At 69.8% G+C, this 18,357-nt stretch carries 13 protein-coding genes and 3 pseudogenes; 6 read left to right on the top strand and 10 right to left on the bottom strand.

Annotated elements, in window-relative coordinates; all coding sequences use genetic code 11:
- Positions 1 to 680 precede the first annotated feature (680 nt).
- Complete coding sequence (locus AC07D6_RS27250) at positions 681 to 3,878, bottom strand: AfsR/SARP family transcriptional regulator (RefSeq protein ID WP_479048653.1); 3,198 nt, start codon at positions 3,876 to 3,878, stop codon at positions 681 to 683.
- Between the two features lie 142 nt (positions 3,879 to 4,020).
- Here AC07D6_RS27250 and AC07D6_RS27245 point away from each other — a divergent pair, with 142 nt between their 5' ends.
- Positions 4,021 to 4,800, top strand: a complete 780-nt coding sequence (locus tag AC07D6_RS27245; RefSeq protein WP_479048651.1) for an SDR family oxidoreductase — start codon at positions 4,021 to 4,023, stop codon at positions 4,798 to 4,800.
- A 461-nt stretch (positions 4,801 to 5,261) separates the two neighbouring features.
- Here the strand turns inward: AC07D6_RS27245 and AC07D6_RS27240 are convergent, their stop codons facing one another.
- The 3 genes and pseudogenes from AC07D6_RS27240 to AC07D6_RS27230 form a co-directional block, all read right to left on the bottom strand.
- Positions 5,262 to 5,453 carry a hypothetical protein gene (locus tag AC07D6_RS27240; RefSeq protein WP_479048762.1) on the bottom strand — a complete coding sequence of 64 codons (192 nt, stop codon included), beginning with the start codon at positions 5,451 to 5,453 and terminating at the stop codon, positions 5,262 to 5,264.
- A 134-nt stretch (positions 5,454 to 5,587) separates the two neighbouring features.
- Positions 5,588 to 7,282, bottom strand: a complete 1,695-nt coding sequence (gene tcmP / locus AC07D6_RS27235; RefSeq protein ID WP_479048649.1) for a three-Cys-motif partner protein TcmP — start codon at positions 7,280 to 7,282, stop codon at positions 5,588 to 5,590.
- Between the two features lie 378 nt (positions 7,283 to 7,660).
- A pseudogene (locus AC07D6_RS27230) lies at positions 7,661 to 8,135 on the bottom strand (transposase family protein); the annotation flags it as partial.
- A gap of 413 nt (positions 8,136 to 8,548) precedes the next feature.
- Between AC07D6_RS27230 and AC07D6_RS27225 the strand changes: the two are divergent.
- On the top strand, positions 8,549 to 9,031 hold the full coding sequence (locus AC07D6_RS27225) for a hypothetical protein (RefSeq protein WP_479048646.1): 483 nt from the start codon (positions 8,549 to 8,551) through the stop codon (positions 9,029 to 9,031).
- Positions 9,032 to 9,312: 281 nt separating this feature from the next.
- Here AC07D6_RS27225 and AC07D6_RS27220 read toward each other — a convergent pair whose 3' ends face one another.
- Both AC07D6_RS27220 and AC07D6_RS27215 read right to left on the bottom strand, forming a co-directional pair.
- Positions 9,313 to 9,675, bottom strand: coding sequence for a hypothetical protein (locus AC07D6_RS27220; protein ID WP_479048643.1), 363 nt, complete (start codon positions 9,673 to 9,675; stop codon positions 9,313 to 9,315).
- A gap of 64 nt (positions 9,676 to 9,739) precedes the next feature.
- Positions 9,740 to 10,795: pseudogene (locus AC07D6_RS27215) on the bottom strand (IS630 family transposase).
- 63 nt (positions 10,796 to 10,858) lie between these two features.
- On the opposite strand from AC07D6_RS27215, the pseudogene AC07D6_RS27210 reads away from it, so the two are divergent.
- Positions 10,859 to 11,462 (top strand): annotated as a pseudogene (locus AC07D6_RS27210) (transposase family protein); the annotation flags it as partial.
- Here the strand turns inward: AC07D6_RS27210 and AC07D6_RS27205 are convergent.
- The 4 genes from AC07D6_RS27205 to AC07D6_RS27190 all read right to left on the bottom strand — a co-directional run bounded on the left by AC07D6_RS27205 (position 11,451) and on the right by AC07D6_RS27190 (position 16,342).
- Entirely contained in the window at positions 11,451 to 12,032 is a 582-nt protein-coding gene (locus AC07D6_RS27205; RefSeq protein ID WP_479048640.1) for a hypothetical protein, read from the bottom strand. The pseudogene AC07D6_RS27210 and the gene AC07D6_RS27205 overlap by 12 nt on opposite strands.
- A 138-nt stretch (positions 12,033 to 12,170) precedes the next feature.
- Entirely contained in the window at positions 12,171 to 13,478 is a 1,308-nt protein-coding gene (locus AC07D6_RS27200; protein WP_479048637.1) for an MFS transporter, read from the bottom strand.
- Positions 13,479 to 13,601: 123 nt separating this feature from the next.
- Positions 13,602 to 14,771 (bottom strand): acyl-CoA dehydrogenase family protein, encoded by a 1,170-nt coding sequence (locus AC07D6_RS27195; protein WP_479048634.1) that lies wholly within the window; start codon positions 14,769 to 14,771, stop codon positions 13,602 to 13,604.
- 14 nt (positions 14,772 to 14,785) lie between these two features.
- Complete coding sequence (locus tag AC07D6_RS27190; protein WP_479048631.1) at positions 14,786 to 16,342, bottom strand: acyl-CoA synthetase; 1,557 nt, start codon at positions 16,340 to 16,342, stop codon at positions 14,786 to 14,788.
- Between the two features lie 113 nt (positions 16,343 to 16,455).
- On the opposite strand from AC07D6_RS27190, the gene AC07D6_RS27185 reads away from it, so the two are divergent.
- The 3 genes from AC07D6_RS27185 to AC07D6_RS27175 all read left to right on the top strand — a co-directional run bounded on the left by AC07D6_RS27185 (position 16,456) and on the right by AC07D6_RS27175 (position 18,344).
- Positions 16,456 to 17,082 (top strand): TetR/AcrR family transcriptional regulator, encoded by a 627-nt coding sequence (locus AC07D6_RS27185; RefSeq protein WP_479048628.1) that lies wholly within the window; start codon positions 16,456 to 16,458, stop codon positions 17,080 to 17,082.
- Between the two features lie 300 nt (positions 17,083 to 17,382).
- On the top strand, positions 17,383 to 17,508 hold the full coding sequence (locus AC07D6_RS27180) for a hypothetical protein (protein WP_479048625.1): 126 nt from the start codon (positions 17,383 to 17,385) through the stop codon (positions 17,506 to 17,508).
- Positions 17,505 to 18,344, top strand: a complete 840-nt coding sequence (locus tag AC07D6_RS27175) for a DciA family protein (protein WP_479048622.1) — start codon at positions 17,505 to 17,507, stop codon at positions 18,342 to 18,344. Before AC07D6_RS27180 ends, AC07D6_RS27175 begins: the two co-directional genes overlap by 4 nt.
- Positions 18,345 to 18,357: the final 13 nt, after the last annotated feature.

Raw genomic sequence — 18,357 nt, 5'->3', positions numbered from 1 at the left:
CGGCCCGGCCGGGGTGGTTGTTGCTGGCTTCCGACGGCGCCTACGAACCCCACAAGGACGCCGACCACGACCTGGCCCCCCTACCTGACCAGCGACCCCCGCGACACCGCCGAGCGCCTGGTCGACGACGCCGTCCGGCGCCCCACGCACTACCGGACCCGTATGCGGACAACGCCACCGCCCTGATCGCCCGCGTCACCTGACCAACCGCCAAGGAGAACCACCCATGGACACCCCACCCGCCCCGCCGCCGACATCCGCGACCAGCACATCACCGACCTGCGCGCCGCGCTCCAGCGCACCATCCCCTGGCTCGCCTTCGCTGCCAGGCGGGAGGCGGTCACCGACCCCGGGCAGACGGAGCTGCTGCTGTCGGCCGCCGATGACATGACGCACGTCGTGAACCGCACCGCCCCCTGAGGCACGGACCCTTAGAAGGGCCCCGGGCGGCTGTGCGACGGGCACTGACAGGGTGCCCGTCTGGGGACTGTGCGAAAGGAGGAGCTGATCGAATGCGGGAAGGCCGCCCCCGGACCGGCGACGAGACTTCTCCCGTCGCTCAGGGGCCCTGTCAGCGGGGTAACGGCAGATGCACCGACCAGCGTGGCAGGGCGTCGAACGGTGCGGTGCGGGACAGGGCGGGGGCCGCTGGGGCGGTACGGCCTGTTCTGCGGTTGCGGTCACCTGCCCCCTCGATGTGGACGCAGCGTCGAGGACCGGTCCGCGGATGCCTTGTCGATCGCGGCCTTGATCCGGTCGACGTCCGCGCGCTCGGCCGCGGGCAGCGGAGCGCCGAGGCGTGCCCTGGCCGTGGTGGCTGCGTCGAGCAGCCGCGCCGCGCCTCGGTGTCGGCCCGCCAGGGCCCGGGCACCCGCCAGTCCTTCCAGAGCCAGGGCCACAGCGCGGGGATCACTGGTGCGCCGGGCTGCGGCCAGGCCGTCGCGGTGCAGAGCGAGCGCGGTCGGCGCGTCACCGCGCAGTTCGGCGATGAAGCCCAACTCGGCCAGGATCAAGGCGGTTCCGTGATCACTGTCCAGCCGGCGGTTCCACTCCAGCCAGTCGGTCAGGTACGCCTCGGCCTCGTCGAGGCGGCCCCGCCTGCGGGCCACCAGGCCGAGACCGACCTCGGCGATCTCCTGACCGGGCCGGTCGCCGTGGCGCACGGCGAGGTCACGGGCCTGCTCGTGGAGCCGCTCCGCTTGCTCCTGGTCGCCCGCCAACAGGGCGATCCTGCCCAGTTCGACGAGCCGTCGGACGGCTTCCGTCCACATCCCGAGCTCTTCGCTCATCCGCAGTCCCTCGCGGTGGTGCGACGTGGCCCGCTCGTAGTCCCCGGTGATCTCCGCGAGGGTGCCGAGCACGGCGGCAGCCTGCACCCGGCCCCATCCGTCACCCAGTTCCCGGAAGATCCTCAGCGCCTCTTCGCTGTCGGTCCGGGCGGCGGCCAGGTCACCGCACACATGCCTCAGTACGCCCCGCGTGCTGAGCGCCGCGGCGGTGACCCACCGGTCGTCGAGCTCCGCGGCGCCCGCCAGGGCTCCCTCGATGAGCCTCTGGCTCTCCGCCGGGTCGCCGATCCGGCACGCGGCGAACCCCAGGACCCACAGGGCCCGTATCCGCTCTTGCGGATCGTCGATGGCGTCCGCGATCGAACCGAACCGTGCTTCGGACCCCCGCTCCCCGCGCAGCATGGCGAAGGCGGCCAGCCACGCCGCGGCGGTGGTGTGCGCGGTCCGCCGTGCGGGGAGGCCCACCGGGAGGGTGAGGACAGCGGCCAGGGAGCGGACGGCCTCGCCGGTCCGGCCGCGCAGGAACCAGTACCAGGACAGGGCACAGGCCAGTCGTAGTGCCTCGTCCGGTGCCGCGTGCCGTACGCAATGGTCCAGGGCGACACGGCAGTTCGCCGCTTCCGCGTCGAGCCGGCGCAGCCAGCGCCCTTGCTCCGCGCCGCGCAGCCCGTCCTGGGACAGGACGGCCAGGTCCGTGTAGTACCGGGCGTGGGCGAGTCGCACGGCCGCCGTCTCTTGCACCTCGTCGAGTTTCTCGAGGCAGTACGCGGCCACCGACTCGAGCAGGCGGTAGCGCGGTCCGTCCTCTCCGTGGGTGACGCGGACCAGGGAGCGGTCCACCAGCCGGGCGAGCAGGTCGAGGACCTCCGCGGGCTTCACTCCGTCTCCCTGGCACACCGCTTCGGCGGCTTCGAGCGTGCAGCCCTCGACGTGTGCGGCCAGTCTGCGCAGCACGATCCGCTCGGCGGCCGTCAGGAGCTCCCAGCTCCAGTCGATCATCGCCCGCAGGGTCCGCTGGCGGGCCGGCGCGTCACGGCGTCCCGCGGTGAGCAGGTGGAACCGGTCGTCGAGCCGCCGCGCCAACTGCTCGACGCCCAGAGCCCGGATGCGGGTGGCGGCCAGTTCGAGGGCGAGGGGAATGCCGTCCAGACGTCGGCAGACCGAGGCGACGGCCGTTGAGTTGTCGTCGGTCAGGGCGAAGCCGGGGGAGGCGTCGGCGGCTCTGGCCGCGAAGAGGCGAAGGGCGTCCGGCTCGTCGAGGGGTTCGACCGTCCACAGCCGCTCTCCCGCGATTCCCAGCGGTTCTTGGCTGGTGGCCAGGACCCGGACGCCCGGAGCGCCGCGCAGCAGCGTCTCGACGAGTCTGGCGGCGGGTTCGATGACGTGTTCGCAGTTGTCCAGGAGGAGCAGCAGACGCTTGTCACGCACCGCCTCGACCAGGCGCTCGGTCGTGTCCGTGCCGGGGGTTTCGGTGTCATCGCGGACGCCCAGGGCCGTGGTGGCCGCTTCGGCCAGTTCGTCGACCGTGCACCGCGGACCGGGTTCCTCGGCCCGGCCGCGGCCCGCCAGCTCCACCAGCCAGGATCCGTCGGCCAGGTCCGCGGCGACGCGTGTCGCCGTCTCCAGGGCCAGCCGGGTCTTGCCCACACCGCCGGGGCCGGTCAGGGTCACCAGTCGGCCGACGGACAGCAGGCCCTCGATCCCGGTGACCTCCTCGTCGCGGCCGATGAGCGCGGTGGCGGGCGCGGGGAGATTCGTCCGCGGGCGCGGGCCGGCGGCGGGCTCGTCGTCTCCTCCGGGCGCGAGTGCGGGTGCGGGTGCGGAGAGCGCGGTGCCGTCGGCCCGCAGCCCCGGCTCGTGCCGGAGTATCTCCTCGTACAGGCCGGTCAGTGCGGGCCCGGGGTCCAGACCGAGCTCCTCGGCGAGCAGACGGCGCAGCTCGTGGTAGGACTCCAGCGCCTCGCTCGTCCGGCCCGCCCGGTACAAGGCGCGCATATGGGTCGCGCGCAGTTGTTCGCGCAACGGGTGCCGCCCCACCGGGCCGGCCAGCTCGGCCGCCACAGCGGCGTGCTCACCCAGCTCCAAGCGTGTCTGCGCGTGTTCTTCCAGGGCGTTGAGCCGTTGCTCGTCGAGGCGAGCGACGGCTTCCCGTACGAAGGGCTCGTCGCGGAAGTCGGCGAACGCGGGCCCCCGCCACAGGCCCAGGGCCTCGGACAGCAGCGTGGCCCGGTGGCGCGGTTCCCGGGTGGTTCGCGCCCGGGAGGTCAGCGCTGTGAACCGTGCTGCGTCCACCGCCTCCTCGTCGACGTTCAGTACGTAGCCCGGCGCCCGGTACGACACCAGGTCACGGACGCCACCGCCCGCCGTCAGCGCGCGGCGCAGCCGGGAGACCCGGGTCTGCACCGCGCCCGCAGGGTCGGCGGGCGGGCGACCGTCCCACAGATCCTCAAGGAGGGTGTCCACCGGCACCACGTGCCCCGGTGCGACCAGGAGCTCGGCCAACAGAGTCCGTACCTTGCGTTCGGGCACCGGTACCGGAACGCCGTCGTCCGTCCATACGGTCAGCGGCCCCAGCACTCCAAAACGCATGGGGTGAGCGTATCCCGGCCCGCTGCCGGCGAGCGGACCGCAAGAAGACCGTCAGAACTCCTCCAGCGCACGCGGCCACCGTAGTCCTCGTCCACACGAACCGCGGGAACCCGTGGGAACCCGTAGGAAAGAGGCAGGGACCATGAACACGTACGCGGGCAAGAAGGCCGTCATCACCGGTGGTACGCACGGCATGGGGCTGGCGATCGCCAAGGCGCTGCTCGACGGGGGCGCCGAGGTCGTCCTGACCGGACGCAACGAGAAGACCCTGGAGGAGGCGAGGACGAAGCTGGCTTCCCGGCCGGTCCACGTCGTCCGCTCCGATGCCGCCAGCCTGGCCGACATCGACGCGCTCGGCGCGCTCGTCGAGGAGCGGCTGGGCCGGGTCGACGCCCTCTTCGTCAACCACGGGACGGCGGAGTTCCAGACCCTCCAGGAGGCCACGGAGGAGTCTTTCGACCGGCAGTTCACGGTCAACACCAAGGGATCCTTCTTCACGGTGCAGCGTCTGGCCCCGCTGCTCTCGGACGGTGCCTCGCTCGTCTTCACCACCGTCGCCAACGACGTCATCTTCCCCGGCCTGAGCGCCTATTCGGGGTCGAAGGAGGCACTGCGGGCCATTGCCCAGGTGCTCGCCGCCGAACTGCTGCCCCGGCGGATCCGGGTGAACGCGGTGGCGCCCGGGTTCATCGAGACACCGACCATGGGTGTCGTGGGCCTGACCGACGAGCAGCGGGCCGCCTTCCTCAAGCAGGGCGAGACGAGCACCCCTCTGCGGCGCAACGGCACCGTCGAGGAAGTGGCGAAGGCCGCTCTCTTCCTGGCCTTCGACGCCACCTTCACCACGGGCATCGAGCTGCCCGTCGACGGGGGATGGGGACAGGGGCTCGTCGCCCCCGCCCACGAGGAGCAGGCGCCCTGATACGCCGGGGACCGTGTCCGGGTCGCCCGCGTGTTTCCGCCGGCCCGGTCACGCCTTCCTCGGCCGTCCCGCCCGGCCTGGCCTACGCCCGCCTGCTGGCCGAGCTGGAGCGTTACGACACCTACCGCAACGCGCCGTCGTCCGGACGCGGTAACGCCAACCGCGCCCCGCGCTCGCAGGAGACCTACGCCGGGCCGTCCACGGACCGGTCCTTCCCACCGCTGCTGCTCGTCTCGTCTTCGCCCCTGCCCCGTGCCGCGCGGCCCCAGCGACGAGGGAGGCCGCCTTGCACCACCGCGGCTGCCCGAACTGGCGGATCACCGTGGTGACGACGACCTTGCCCCTGCTGACCGAGCAGGGGGTCGATGGGCCGGTGCGGCGGGTCGTCGGCCACTGTGAGGAACGGCGGTCGCTGGTCGCGCTACCCAGGGCACGGTGAACACGGCGGGTCCGGCCTCCACTCAGGCCGGGCCCGCCGGCTCTGCCCGGTTGTCGGTGGCGGCTGGAAAACTGATGGGATGAACGGTGACGAACAGTTGCTGAACGGCCGTGTCCACGGCGCGGAACACCGCGATCCCCACCCTGGCCCGCTTCCACACCGAACCTGCGCCGAACTGGTCGGCGGGCCGCTGGACGGTCTGCTGGTCGTTCACGGCGCGGTCCCCGGCAGCCAGGACACATGGCCTTGATGAAACGGATAGCAGTACAGCGCCCAGGTGCCGCGCCAGACAATGCAGGCGATGGCTCGGACGTGAGCACGGGACGAGGGTGAGGTGGAGGAGGGCAGTCAGATGCCGACCGCCAGGCCGACGAGTACCAAGACCCACCACAGTATTTCCGCCGCCACCACATGCACGTACTTCCACGACTGGTGCTGGTTCCAGTGCACCGTGGTCACCAAGGCGCAGTAGCCGAGGGGAGGTGCGGCGTGGCCGAAGTACAGCGGGTAGTACTGCCAGCGTCGTAGCCCGGGCTGCGGTGGCGGATCGAATGGCCGAGGCGGTATTACCGGGGGCGGTGGCCCTGATGTCGTCGCCGGGGACTGATTGTGTTCGGCCTCCCACGCCCGGCGCAGCCAAGCCGTGCCCCCGGCATACGCTTGCTCTCGTTGTCGTAGGTCGGTGACACAGCAGTCCGCGAGTACTCGTACGGGGTCGACGCCCGCGCTCGGTTCCGGCAGTAGCCGACCGCTGAGGTACTGCTCCCACACCACGTCGTCGACGTGGCAGGCGTACTGCAACTCCCGTCGCGGCCGTTCACCCGCCAGGTTTCGCAGCCACTGTGCGAACGCTGCCGCCTCGGGTGTCGGTAACCCCGCTACCCCGCCCCCTCTCAGGTTGCGTGCCGGGAGCGGAAGTCGCGATGTCTCGCCCGCGTCTCGCTCGTCCATAATTATCGTGTCAACACACCTGCTGGGCGTCTTGCCCTGCGCGTGCAGGAGATGCACCGCCCGGCGCACCACGGGCTCGGTGACCTGCCCGTAGAAGGCTCCGAAGACCTCCAGCGTGTGGTCGACGAGCTTGACCGGCCGCCCGGTCCGCTCCAGGAGCTTGGCCAGGTTCTCGGCGATCTCCGGCACCGCCTTGCCCTCGACCTCCTTCGGATCCGGGCGCTCCAGCGAGGCCATGGTGAACAGCGCGCCGTCGTCCTCGCGCTCCTCGAGCGTCGCCCACCACGTCGCCCGGGCCCGGGCGACGGTGTCACCGAACACCCACAGCCCGTACGGGCTGCGGGTGGCGAACACCAGCCGGTACACAGCCCGCTTGTCCGGTGAGTGCGACACCGGCGCCGACCGCACGAGCATCCCGGTCCGGCGCTCCAGCCGGCGGGCGTACTCCTCCGCGACCGCCTCGATCGCGTCCGCGCCCGCATCGTCCTTGTTGCGGGAGGCCACCGCGTTGGCGAAGTACTCCCGCCACCAAGTGCCGCCGCACACGTCGTCGAACCGCTGCAGCGACTTCTCGTTGCCGTGGGGGGAGCGGACGTGCCCGCCCAGGCGCCAGACGGCCATCATGCTGAAGTTCATCAGCAGCTCGGTCGGCGGCCGGCCCCGCTGCGGGCGCTTGCGGGCCAACACGTCCACGAGCCGGTCCTGCGGCAGCACCAGCCCGCACGGGTCCAAGAAGAGCAGCAGCGGCTCCCGTACGGCCCGCTCGACGACCTGGTCGAGGACGCCGTCGCCCTCACCGCGGTGGGCGTGCGCCCTCACCCCGCGCGCCCGGTACTGCTGGACGACCTCGTGTAACCGGTCGAACGACTTGGCCAGCGGCTCCGAGAAGAAGCACTCCAACGCCAGTCCCGGCTTGCTGCGCAGGTCGGAGGCGACTTTCAGTGCGATCTCCGCGGACGCCGGCTCGCCGTTCTCGTAGCGGCCTTCACCGGCGTACCCGTCGAGGTAGACGACGCGCTTGTCGTGCGAGTGCGTGCCCGTCATCCCGCCGAACTGCGGCAGGTACCGCTTGAGAAGATCATGCTTGAACACGCTGGGCAGCGCCTTGTCCGCCCAATACCCCCCGCCCGTTCCCGACGACATCGCCACCCCCACGTCACCAGTATTCGTATGATCACAGATGGTGAGGCACGGCGGGGACAACGAGCAACCCCGCCGAGAGGGCCCCACGAGTTCCTAAGCTGCACACGACCGAGCCAACCCGCCCTCAGCGCCGCCTCCAGACCGCGGCGATCAAGGCCGCCGCCCCCGCGCCGAACCCGCGCCGGGAGAGCGAGCCGCCAGATAGAGCGACCATTTAGTTACTTTTCGTTACTAATTGCTGGTGTTTTCCCGCGGACACTCGGAACGGCACGGGGATTTCCAGGTCTTCACTGGCCGAGCATTCCCGGTTCCGTACGGAGTTCCAGGGCGGGCGGCGGTCAGGTCGTGAGTGGAGCCGGGCGGCGCGGGCGAGGCCCGCAGCAGGCGGCCGAGCGGGTCGGTGAGGTCTTGGACGTTCACGCCGTGGCGCTTGTGTTTGCCCAAGTAGTACGGGGTGTCGGCGGCGATCCGATCGATCGGCGGCAGGGTGCCGTCCAGGGACACGAACGCCCTGGTCCGCGCGGTACGCATCGCCTCGGCCAGGGTGGACGCGAGCGCGGCCAGTACGCCGAGGGCTTCGCGTATGCAGCGGTATGCGGTCGCGATGCCGCTCCCGGACCCGGCGGCGAGCTGGGCATAGGTGTCACCGCACCGCAGATGGGCCAGGGCGGGGAGCGCCTGACGATCGGCGGTCAGACGCCGCCATCGGGTCCCGATCTCCCCTTCGCCGGGCAACGAGTCGTCCGGTCAGGTATCGCAGAGTGCGACTGGACAGGCCGATCGAGGAGGGGTCGACAAGCACACGAAGCTCCTGGCGGATGGTGGATCTTGGTCGTGAGCCCGTCTGCCAGGAGCTTCGTCGTTCCGTCCAACATGCAACCAGCGCGCGCCGACAGGTTGGAAACGGCTCACGACTGGCGACGGTCGACTGACGAACTCACCGGATAGATCGTAAAACCGCACTCACAAAACCAGGCGGGAGTAATAGATCATGACTGCAATGAGATGCGTGTGCTTGACGCGCTCCTCATGCCTGCAGACACTGGGTGAGCTATCGGCGGCGATCGGCAGGCAATTCGGTTGCCTGTCGATCGGTTCAGAACAGCGAACGCATCCCTCCGTACGGGATTCAACAAAACCGGAGGAAAAAAGACGATGTGGACGAGAAAGTCAGCAAGAGTGGGAACTCCGCGGATGTTGTTAACCATGGGGTTGGTGGTGTTGATGACCACCCTAGGGTTAGCCGTTACAGCCACTCCGGCAAGCGCCGCTGGAACATGCAATGCTGCCGCCGTTACCGGGCGATTCTCTCCCGGGATTCTCCTTGTGGAGACGCGGAACAGCTCGCTGGACTTCACCACGGTCGCCGCTGTCTGTGCGACGACGAATCCAGACATAACCTCCATGCGCATGGAGGGCCAGGGCAGTGGAGAAATCTCCTGCACCACCGGCGCGTTGAGCGGTACTGGGAGAATCTTCTGGGGCACCATATCCGGGACTGAACTTCGTTCATCGGTCGACTGGGTCGCGACACACGGGCTGTCCGAATGGGTATTCGTCGGAACTGTCAAGTCTGGCGAATTCCAGGGAGAGACGTGGACCATGGTCTTGCCTGCAGGAGGGTCGCATCCGGCCGAATGCCTGTCGCCGGACGGCTTGGAGAACTTCGCCGCCACGGCAACGGTGAACTTCGCCTGACGTTGACCCTTTTCCCACCTGGCTGAAGAACTGGCCAGTTGGCACAAGGGCGGCGCTGGAAAAAAAGAGTGAAGCTCCTGGTGATGGGTTGTCGACCAAGAACAACTCATCTGCCCGGAGCTTCACGTTGTCTAAGGGATGCCCCGCAACTCTGGAGACTGCTTAACAGCGTCCGATTCGACCTGATCGGCCGGGTTGCTACTGAACTTGAACTCGTGATGTCGGTCGACTCGTGGTGGCGGCGTCAGCGTCCGAGACCGCCGGTTGTTACCGGCTCGGGTTCAGGACGATGGCTGTAGCCAGCGCCGCGCCGCGGCGAGATTCACCTCGACGTCATCGCTCCAAGAGCAGACCTCCAGCCATGAGAGGTAGCCGCCTCGCGTGAAGACCAGGACCTCGCCAGGGCACTCGCCGGTTTCGGTGAACAGTTGTACGTCGGCAGCCACGACGGTGCCGGGGCCGGTTGGCGCGGGCTCCACCGCGTCGGCGTCGAGTTCGAAGTAGGCGGTTCCGCACTCGCACTTACAGCGGGATTGCACCCTGAGTTGGGGCACCTGCCGTCGGAGGGCGATGTGAATAGGCTCGTCCGAGTGCAGGACGAGGTCGAGCACGTCGGCTACGTCCTCGGGCAGGCTGTCAGTCATGCCGTCACCGTAGCTGACCAGCAGCTTTGGGCTTCGACCAATTTCGGGTCCGTCGATCCGAAGCTCACAGGGTCAGGTCGGTGCCGCCGAGGCAGCCGTCGATGACCTCCGGCCGGTACTGCAGCATCTTCATTTTGTGCTTCACGGCGCGGGTGATCTGGCCGGGCTCGGCCGCGGTGAGGCTGCCGATGCCACGCTTGACCAGTGACCAGACGCCCCCGGCCGAGTTGGGGCCCGGGGCATAGACGGGCAGCTGGAACACGGTGAGCCACTCGGCGTTCGCGTCGATGAACTCGCGCATGCCGGCCGCCAGGTGCAGGCGGACGCTGTCCCAGACCAGCACGATCGGTCCGCCGAGCTGGAAGCGGGTGCGGACGATCAGGTCGCGGAAGTCGCGCCAGCCGAAGCCCTTCGGCTCGTCCTTGTGGCCCCGGTACTCGCGGATCGTGTGGATCAGCCGGGACCGCTGGCCCGGCTTGCAGCAGGCCGCACCCGCCGTCGACACGCGCCCCGAGCCCGGCCCCTCACCCTCACGGCCGGGGTCCGGCCGATCCGGCCCCAGGTCCTGGCGCGCGGCGGAGTCATCGACTGCCCGGCCTCGTCCTCGAAGACGATCCAGGCCCCGAGCTCCGCCGCGGTGCTCTTACCCGCGGCCAGGTCTCCTTCTTCCACACCTCGACCGCGTCGTCATCGCGCTCGATCACGCGCCTGGTGGGCTGCTGCCAGCCCCAGCCGTGGCGCTTCAGCAGCCGCCAGGTGCCCTCAACCGTGTAGGAGACGTGGAAGAGCCGGCCGATCAGCGTCTTGATCCGTGCCAGGGTCCACCGCTCGTCCGCCCAGCCGTGAGCCAGTAGACCACGCTCCAACTCCTGCTCCAGCCTGGCGATCTGGGCCCTGCTGAGTCGAGGTCTTCCCGGCGACCCCTTCGACAGGACTCCCGCCTCGCCGCCCTCGCGCCAGGCCCGGCGCCACCGCTCGATCGATCGCACGCTGATCCGCAGGGCAGCGGCAATCTCCGCGTTCTTCTGCCCGCCCTCGAAACGCTCCACGGCCTGGAGCCGTAACCGCTCCCTCGCGGTCCTCTCAGCGTCGGTCAGCCGCCGCCCTGCGCATACCTCACACCCGACGGCTATCGGTGCCGACGGCCAGCTGTCAGGTGAACGGCACCGACATCACTCAATCAAGTTCAGTAGCGGCCGGATTCGGCATCGGAACCACGACCGCATACCGCTACATCACCGAGTCCGTCGATCTCCTGGCCGCCCTCGCGCCCACCCTGGCCGGACACCGTCCGCGCCACGTCGGCGAAGGCGTACCCGCTCCTGGACGGCACACTTCTGCCGATCGACCGCATCGCCGCGGACCGGCCCTTCTACTCCGGCAGGCACAAGAGGCACGGGATGAACGTGCGGGTCCTCGCCGATCCCTCCGGCCGGCTGTTGTGGGCCTCACCGGCCCTGCCCGGCGCCGTCCACGACGTCCGCGCGGCTCGCGAACACGGCATCGTCGACGCACTTGCCCAGGCCGGCACCGTGTGCTGGGCCGACGAGGGCTATCGAGGCGCCGGCGGAACGGTCCGCACCCCGTACTGGGGGCGGTGGGAGACCCTCTCCGCCGGTCAGCAGGCGGTGAACCGGTCCCACGCGAAGATCCGCACACTTGTCGAGCAGGCCGTAGCCACCCTCAAGTCCTGGCGACTCCTCCGCAAACTCCGGTGCTCGACCGCCCGGATCACCTGCCCTGTCCAGGCCGTCCTCACCCTGCATCTGACCAGCTCAAGCCGATGATGGAAAAGCCTCAGTGCCTCCTTCGAGGCTGAACGACTGGGCATTGCCACGGAAGGTCGGCTGGGGGGTCACCGAGGTGCTTCCGTCGTTCCAGGAGATGATCACCTTGCCGTAGTCCGGGCCGAAGGGGCCGGGGCACGCGGCCTGGAGCGTCGCTTCGATGCGGACGGTTCCGCCTGTGATCTTGGGGTGCTCGGTCGACGTGCACAGGCCCATGTCGCCGAGGCTGGAGAGCCGTACGGTCTCCTTCTTGGACGTGATGACCGGGTTGGTGGTGTCCATGTTCGTGGCGAACGACCACCGGCGTTCTCCGCTGATCGGCTGGGTCGAATGCAGCAGGTACCCCTTGGCGTGCGAGTATCCCGCGATCACCCTGGCACCGCCACCGGTCCGGGTCTTACCGGGCAGGCATGCAGCCATGACCACGGCCCTGCCAAGGTAGCGGCCGGAGGCCACCGGGATGGTCACCTCGTCCTCCACGGCGCACACGACGTCGTCGGCCTGTGCCACGGCGGCCGACCCCATCACCAGCGCCGCGGATGCGGCGGCTACGAGGAACTTCTTCAGCACGCGCTTCCCTGCTTTCGGGAGTTCGACAACCCCCGGAGGCGCAGCAACCTTCAGGAAACGCGGGCTTGGTCGCGACCGTGGACAGCGAGTCATCAATGCGCTCCCGACCTGCCCGGACGTGCCCTTCCGCAACGCGCATCAGGACGGGGGCCGGGTGTCGAGCCCCAAGCGTCGTGCGTCCCGCTCCGGGCGGATGGCCGTGAGGGCACAGGCGCCGGCCATGAGCATCACCGCGCCGGCGACGAGGAAGGCGGTGGTGTATCCGGCGGCCGAGGTGTCGGCCGTGTCGATGAGGTGGCCGGTCAGGAACGGTGCCGCGAGTCCCGGCAGGGTGCCGATACCGGCGACGATGCCGAAGACGGCACCACGCTGGGCGGGAGGAACGACCTCCGCAGTCGTCATGTAGTGGAGTGGGATGGCGATCGCGGTGCCGCCGAAGGCCAGCGCGATCAGCACCAGCCGGGGGCCGGACGCGTCGACGAACGGGAACGCCGTCATCGCGCACCCGGCCGCGCACACGGCGATGCTCTGTGCCGCCCCGCTGGACCAACGACTGCTCACGCCCCGGGATTTCAACGCATCCACAAACGGCGAGACCGCAAGCAGCAGCACCAGCCCGAAGCCGGACATGATGCTGATGGCCGTCGCGGAGGCCGCCGCCGACAGGTCCAGCTGTGTCCTGAGGTAGGCGGGCAGCCAGGCATGGCTGAGGGACAGTGCCCACGCCGCTCCGAAGGCGCTGGCGATGCTGCCGAGCACGGTGCCGGTCAGCAGGATTCTGCGGTACGGCAGCCGAAGCCCGCTGGATCCGGTGGTCGTGTGCTTGTGGTCGTATGGTCCGTCGTGGCCCACGTGCCACCACAGCAGCGCCCAGCAGGCGCTGACGACCGCGAGGACCGCGTAGGCGGAGCGCCAGCCGAAGCTGTCGATCAGCCAGGTGACCAGGGGGGCCGCGAGGAGCGTTCCCAGGGCCGCCCCGCCGATCTGGAGGGCCGAGGGCAAGGCCCGGCGCTCCGGCGGGAACCACTTGTAGAGGGCGTGCATCGACATGGAGGCCGCCGGTCCTTCGGCGGCACCGAGCAGGATGCGGCCGGCCATCAGGGTCGGGACCGTGGCCACCACGAGGACCGGAAGCTGGGCCACGGCCCACAGCACGGTCATGACGAACAGCAGGACCCGGCTGGAGATCTGGGTGGAGAGAAGCCCGACGAGGAGTCCGGAGACGCTGAAGAGGAAGAAGAAGGAGCTGGAGATCAGGCCGTAGGTGCTGTTGCTGAGGTCGAGTTCTTCCATGATCGGGACGGCGGCGAGGCCGAGGACCGACTTGTCGGCATAGTTGATCACCATGAAGGCCACGATCATCGCCGTGATCAGCCAGGCTTTGCGGCGGTCGGGCGTCGGGACGGCGATGTGCCGGGATTGCGCGGCGGCGGTACGGGGTGCCATGGGGCGACTCCTGCGGATGCGGGTGGAGCAGGGGGTCGTACGGGTGGGCGGCGGTCCCCCGTGGCCGCGGGCCCGCTCGTCGAAGCGGGGGCCGTGGCACCGCCCTGGGCACCAAGGGGTCGGTCAGAAAAGGCCCTTGGCGATGGCGTTCTTGTGGATCTCGGTGGTTCCGGTGACGATCCGGAACATCCGCAGGCTGCGGAAGATCTGCTCGACCTCGTGGCCGTGGGTGAGCCCGGCCTTGCCGTGGATCTGGACCGCTTGGTCGGCGACGCGGAAGGACGCCTCGGAGGTGAAGAGCTTGCACATGTTGGCCTCGACGGAGACGTTGTCTCCCCGGTCGGCCTTCGTAGCGGTGGTCATCACCATCGCGCGGGCTGCGTAGATCTCGGTGGCCATCTCGGCGATCTTGTGGTGGATGGCCTGATGGGCGAGGAGCGGCTGGCCGAAGACGACGCGGTTCATTGCGTACCTCACCGACAGGTCCCAGGCGCGGCGGGCGGCGCCGATGAGGGACGGGCAGTGCAGCAGGCGGTTGAGGGTGATGCGGCCGATGCCGATGCGCAGGCCCTGTCCGACCTCGCCGAGGAGGTTCGCGGCGGGGATCCGACAGTCCTCGAAGAGGAGGTCGCCCTCCATCTGCTGTCCGGACATGGGGACTTCCCCGTCGAGGACGCGACAGCCGGGGGTGTCCAGGTCGACGAGGAACGCGCTGTATGCCTCTTCGGTGCCGGCCATGCGGGCGACGACGATCGCAAAGTCCGCGAAGGGGGCGGCGGAGCTGAACACCTTCTTGCCGTTGAGGACGTAGGTGTCCCCGTCCGGGGTGGCGGTGGTCGTCATGCGGCGTACGTCGGAGCCCGCGTCCTCCTCCGTGATGGAGAAGCAGCAGGCCCGCTCGCCCCGGACGACGGGCATCAGGTAGCGCTCCCGCTGTTCCTCGGTGGCGTACTTCACGATCGCGCCGACACGCAGCGGGCCGCCCATGTCGCCGAGGACGGAGTGGGAGAGAGCGGCGCCGGAGGCGGTCAGCTCCTCTTTGAGGGCGCACAGTTCGTAGAAGCCCAGGCCTTGGCCGCCGAGCTCGGGGGGCAGGCTGATGCCGTAGAAGCCGAGTTCCGCGCTGCGCTTCCAGACGTGTTCGAGGGTGGTGCGGTCGAGCTTGGTCTCCGGAGTGATGCCGTGCTCGCGCTCGTACGGGATGAGCTCGTCGGCCAGGTAGGCGCGCAGTCGGGCGACGAGGTCCTGGAGGCGCGGATTGTCGTCGTAGGAGGGTTCGAGGGTGAAGGGCATGCCGGGGGTCCTGTTCAGTTGACGCGGCGCTCGGCGCCCGCCCAGTAGCGGTCGCGGATGGCGCGGCGGTCGATCTTGCCGTTGGGGTTGTGGGGCAGGGCCGCGACGAAGTCGACGGAGCGTGGCTTCTTCATGCGGGCCAGGTGCTCGGCGCAGAAGTCGATGAGGTCGGCCTCCGTGAGGGTGACGTCGTCGCGCGTCACGACGACCGCCTTGACGGCCTCGCCCCACTGCTCGTCCGGGACGCCGACAACGGCGGCCTCATAGACGTCGGGGTGCTGGTGCAGGACGGACTCGACCTCGACGGCGTAGATGTTGAACCCGCCGGAGACGATCATGTCCTTCTTGCGGTCGACGATGAAGACGTAGCCGTCCGCGCGGCGGCGGGCGAGGTCGCCGGTGAGGAACCAGCCGTCCCGGAAGGTCTCCGCCGTGAGGTCGGGTTCGTTGTGGTAGCCGGGGACGACATCGGGGCCGCGGACGGCGATCTCTCCGATTTCTCCGTCGGCGACGGGCTTTCCGCTGTCGTCGACGATGGCGACCTCGGCCTCGGCGAGCGGGCGGCCGCAGGAAAGCAGCAGTTCCTCGTCCTCGCCCTCGATCGCCCGTCGGTGGTCCTCGGCGGAGAGGAAGAGCACGCCGGAGGTGGTCTCGCCGCACCCGTATCCCTGGGAGAGGACGGGTCCGAAGAGGTCCCAGGCGGCCCTGATCCGGACCGGGGACATCGGCGCGGCACCGTAGATCAGCTGGCGGAGGGTGGAGAGGTCGTAGTCGCGGGCGTTCGGCAGCGCGAGCACGGTGTTGACCATGGTGGGGACGACGAAGGCGTGGGTGGCGCGCTCGCGCTGGACGGTGGCGAGGAACTCCTCGGCGTCCCAGCGGGGCAGCACGATCGCGCAGCCGCCGGCGAAGAAGATGCCCATCAGTGGCATGCCGGAGGCGTGGGTGACGGGTCCGGCCAGGATCTGTCGGTCTCCGGGACCCACCCGGGTGTCGGCGCTCATCACCGACTTGCGCATCAGGGCGAGCCGGTTGCCGTAGGTCTGGACCGCCGCCTTGAGTTTGCCGGTGGAACCCGAGGTGAAGTGCAGGACGGCGATGTCACCCTCGTCGCACTCCGTCTCGACGGGCTCGGGCTCGGTGCCCGCGAGGGTCTCGACGTAGCCCGGGCCGAGATCGCTCGGGCCGTCGTAGCCGAGGACGGTCCTCACTTCCGAACCGGGCACCGCGGCGCGGGCGACGTCGAGATGGGCCGCGTCCGTCAGCAGCAGTCTCGCGTCGGACTCGACGAGCAGGTGAGCCACCTCGGCGGCTCCGAGCCTGGCGTTGATCGGCGCTCGGGCCAGGCCGGCCTTGTAGAGGGCGACTTCCGTGACGACCAGTTCCGCGCGGTTGCCTGCGAGGGTCGCAACCCGGTCGCCCCGGCTCAGGCCGAGGGCACACAGCGCCGTCGCGAGCCGGTCGCTGTGCTGGTCGAGTTCCGCGTACGTCAGGCGCGCGGTTCCACAGACCACCGCCTCGGCATCGGGTTGGTGGCCGGCAGTCCGGCGTACGTACCGCCCGAAGTTCATCACACCTCCAGAGTTTTCGAACAATGTGTCTAGTAACAAGCTTGGTGTGCGGCAACGTAAAGGCAGCGTTAGTGTCAGGTCAACGGTTCGGACGAGAAGGAAACGAAGTGGACATGAAACCCGCGGGAGACCGCCGCGTCCGCAGGACGCGGGCCGCGCTGCGCCAGGCCCTGGTCGAACTGGTCCTGGAGAGGGGGTTCCACGCGATCACGGTCGAGGAGATCACCGAGCGCGCCGATGTCGGCCGGGCCACCTTCTACGCTCACTACCGCGACAAGGAAGACCTCCTGGTCGGCATCGTCCGCGACCTCGCCGAGGATCGGGACCGCCTCCTGCCGGCGGTCCGGCAGGCGCACGCGGAGGGGTTCACCGGACTGCCGGTGAAGTACATCTTCGAACACGCCGAGCAGGAGAAGCCCGTCTACCGGGTCGTCCTGCGGGGCGAGGGCGACGGGCGCGCCCTACGAGAATTCACGGAACTCATCTGCGCCCACGCCGAAGCCGCCTTCCGCACGCGGACCGAGCAGCTCGGGGTGACACCGCGAATCCCCCTCGATGTCGTCGCCCGCGCCTGGACCGGCGAGCTCATCGGCCTGCTCACCTGGTGGGTGGAGAACGACACCGGCTACAGCGCCGCCGAGATCACCGCGCATCTGCGCGACCTGTCGGTCTACGGCCGCGTGTGGGCCACCGGACTCGCCCCGTCCGACGCCCCGGGAGCCCTCGACCTCACCCCCTGAACCGCGCCTGCACCACGCGGTCCCGTTGCTCCACGCTTGACGCGCCTGGAAAATTACCAGACACAATGTTCGACATCGTCTCCAGTAGGCGACACGACCGAAAGAGCGGAGCGGACGTGTGACTGGCCTTCCCTCATTGGCCGATCTTGTGGGGGGCACGGGATACACGGATCCGTCCTGGTACACCACCGAGCGCGCCAAGCCCTGGTTCCAGGCTTTGCCCGACAGCGACGACGCCTGCGGGCCGCGACCGAGGCCGCCGCGCAAGCTCAGGCCCGCACTGCCGAGTACCTGCTCGCCGTGCGGCTGGAGCAGCTGCGCACCCAGGCCCGTCCCGAGCCGGTGAGGTCCGCGCCGTGGCCACAACGTCTGCCCGAGCTCGCCGCCCACCCGCTGGACGGCGAGACCCTGGAGGTGATCGCGTGAGTTCCGCACCGGAGACGAGCGGTGTCGACCCCGCCCGCCAGGCTCTCCTCGCCGCCCGCGAGGCGGCGAAGGCGAGGAAGACCGAGGCCCGGCAGAAGCCGAAGCGGCGCACCACTGCGGTGGTGCGCGACGGCCGCGCGCCACTCGCGTTCGGCACGGCGACCGGGGTGATGATGACCGAGCGCGGCCTGGTCGACCCGGCCGCCGGCGGCAGCGTCCTGGCCCAGTGGGAGACCATCCTCACCACGGCCGCGCCCGAGCTCGCCGGGTGCGTGAAGGCCACGGGGTTCGACGAGGAGTCCGGCCGCCTGAACGCCGTCCCCGACGCCCCCGCGTACGGCACAAAGGTCCGCTGGATCGCGCCGAGGCTTATCGCGGCCGCCAACAGCGCGGTGCCCGAGGCGAACGTCCGGGCCGTGCACGTCCTGGCACCCGCCGCCCGCGCCACCACCACGGTCATGTCCTCGGTGGTCGCCGACGACCCCGCCCCGCAGCGGGTCGTTCCAGCCGGACCGGTGAAGACGCGGGAGAGCGCGTCGGCCGGCTACCACCGTGCTCTCGCCGCCCACCGTGCGGTCGCTCCGCCCCGCCAGGAGGACCCGGCCCTGGCCGCTGCCGTCGTACGGCAGGAGCAGGTCCGCCGCGAGCTCGCCGCCACCGCTTTCCCGGACGTCGAGCAGGACCAGGAGGACGAGGTACCGACGTCGCTCGAGGACATCCGTGCTCAGCAGCGTCAGGCCGCCGAAGCCGTACGCGCGGCCGCGATCCGCCGCGCCCGTGCCGAGCGTGCCGGGCAGGCCGGTGCGACCAGCTCTCCTGCGCTGCGGGCCGGGTGAGCTCGTGCGCCCC

It is taken from the genome of Streptomyces sp. NPDC045287, assembly GCF_056432325.1.
This window is presented reverse-complemented; position numbering and strand designations above follow the sequence as displayed.

Bases quoted from the DNA above. Each gene is read 5' to 3' on its own strand.
- AC07D6_RS27250 (WP_479048653.1), bottom strand. From the start codon at position 3,878: ATGCGTTTTGGAGTGCTGGGGCCGCTGACCGTATGGACGGACGACGGC.
- AC07D6_RS27245 (WP_479048651.1), top strand. From the start codon at position 4,021: ATGAACACGTACGCGGGCAAGAAGGCCGTCATCACCGGTGGTACGCAC.
- AC07D6_RS27220 (WP_479048643.1), bottom strand. From the start codon at position 9,675: ATGACTGACAGCCTGCCCGAGGACGTAGCCGACGTGCTCGACCTCGTC.
- AC07D6_RS27200 (WP_479048637.1), bottom strand. From the start codon at position 13,478: ATGGCACCCCGTACCGCCGCCGCGCAATCCCGGCACATCGCCGTCCCG.
- AC07D6_RS27195 (WP_479048634.1), bottom strand. From the start codon at position 14,771: ATGCCCTTCACCCTCGAACCCTCCTACGACGACAATCCGCGCCTCCAG.
- AC07D6_RS27190 (WP_479048631.1), bottom strand. From the start codon at position 16,342: ATGAACTTCGGGCGGTACGTACGCCGGACTGCCGGCCACCAACCCGAT.
- AC07D6_RS27185 (WP_479048628.1), top strand. From the start codon at position 16,456: ATGAAACCCGCGGGAGACCGCCGCGTCCGCAGGACGCGGGCCGCGCTG.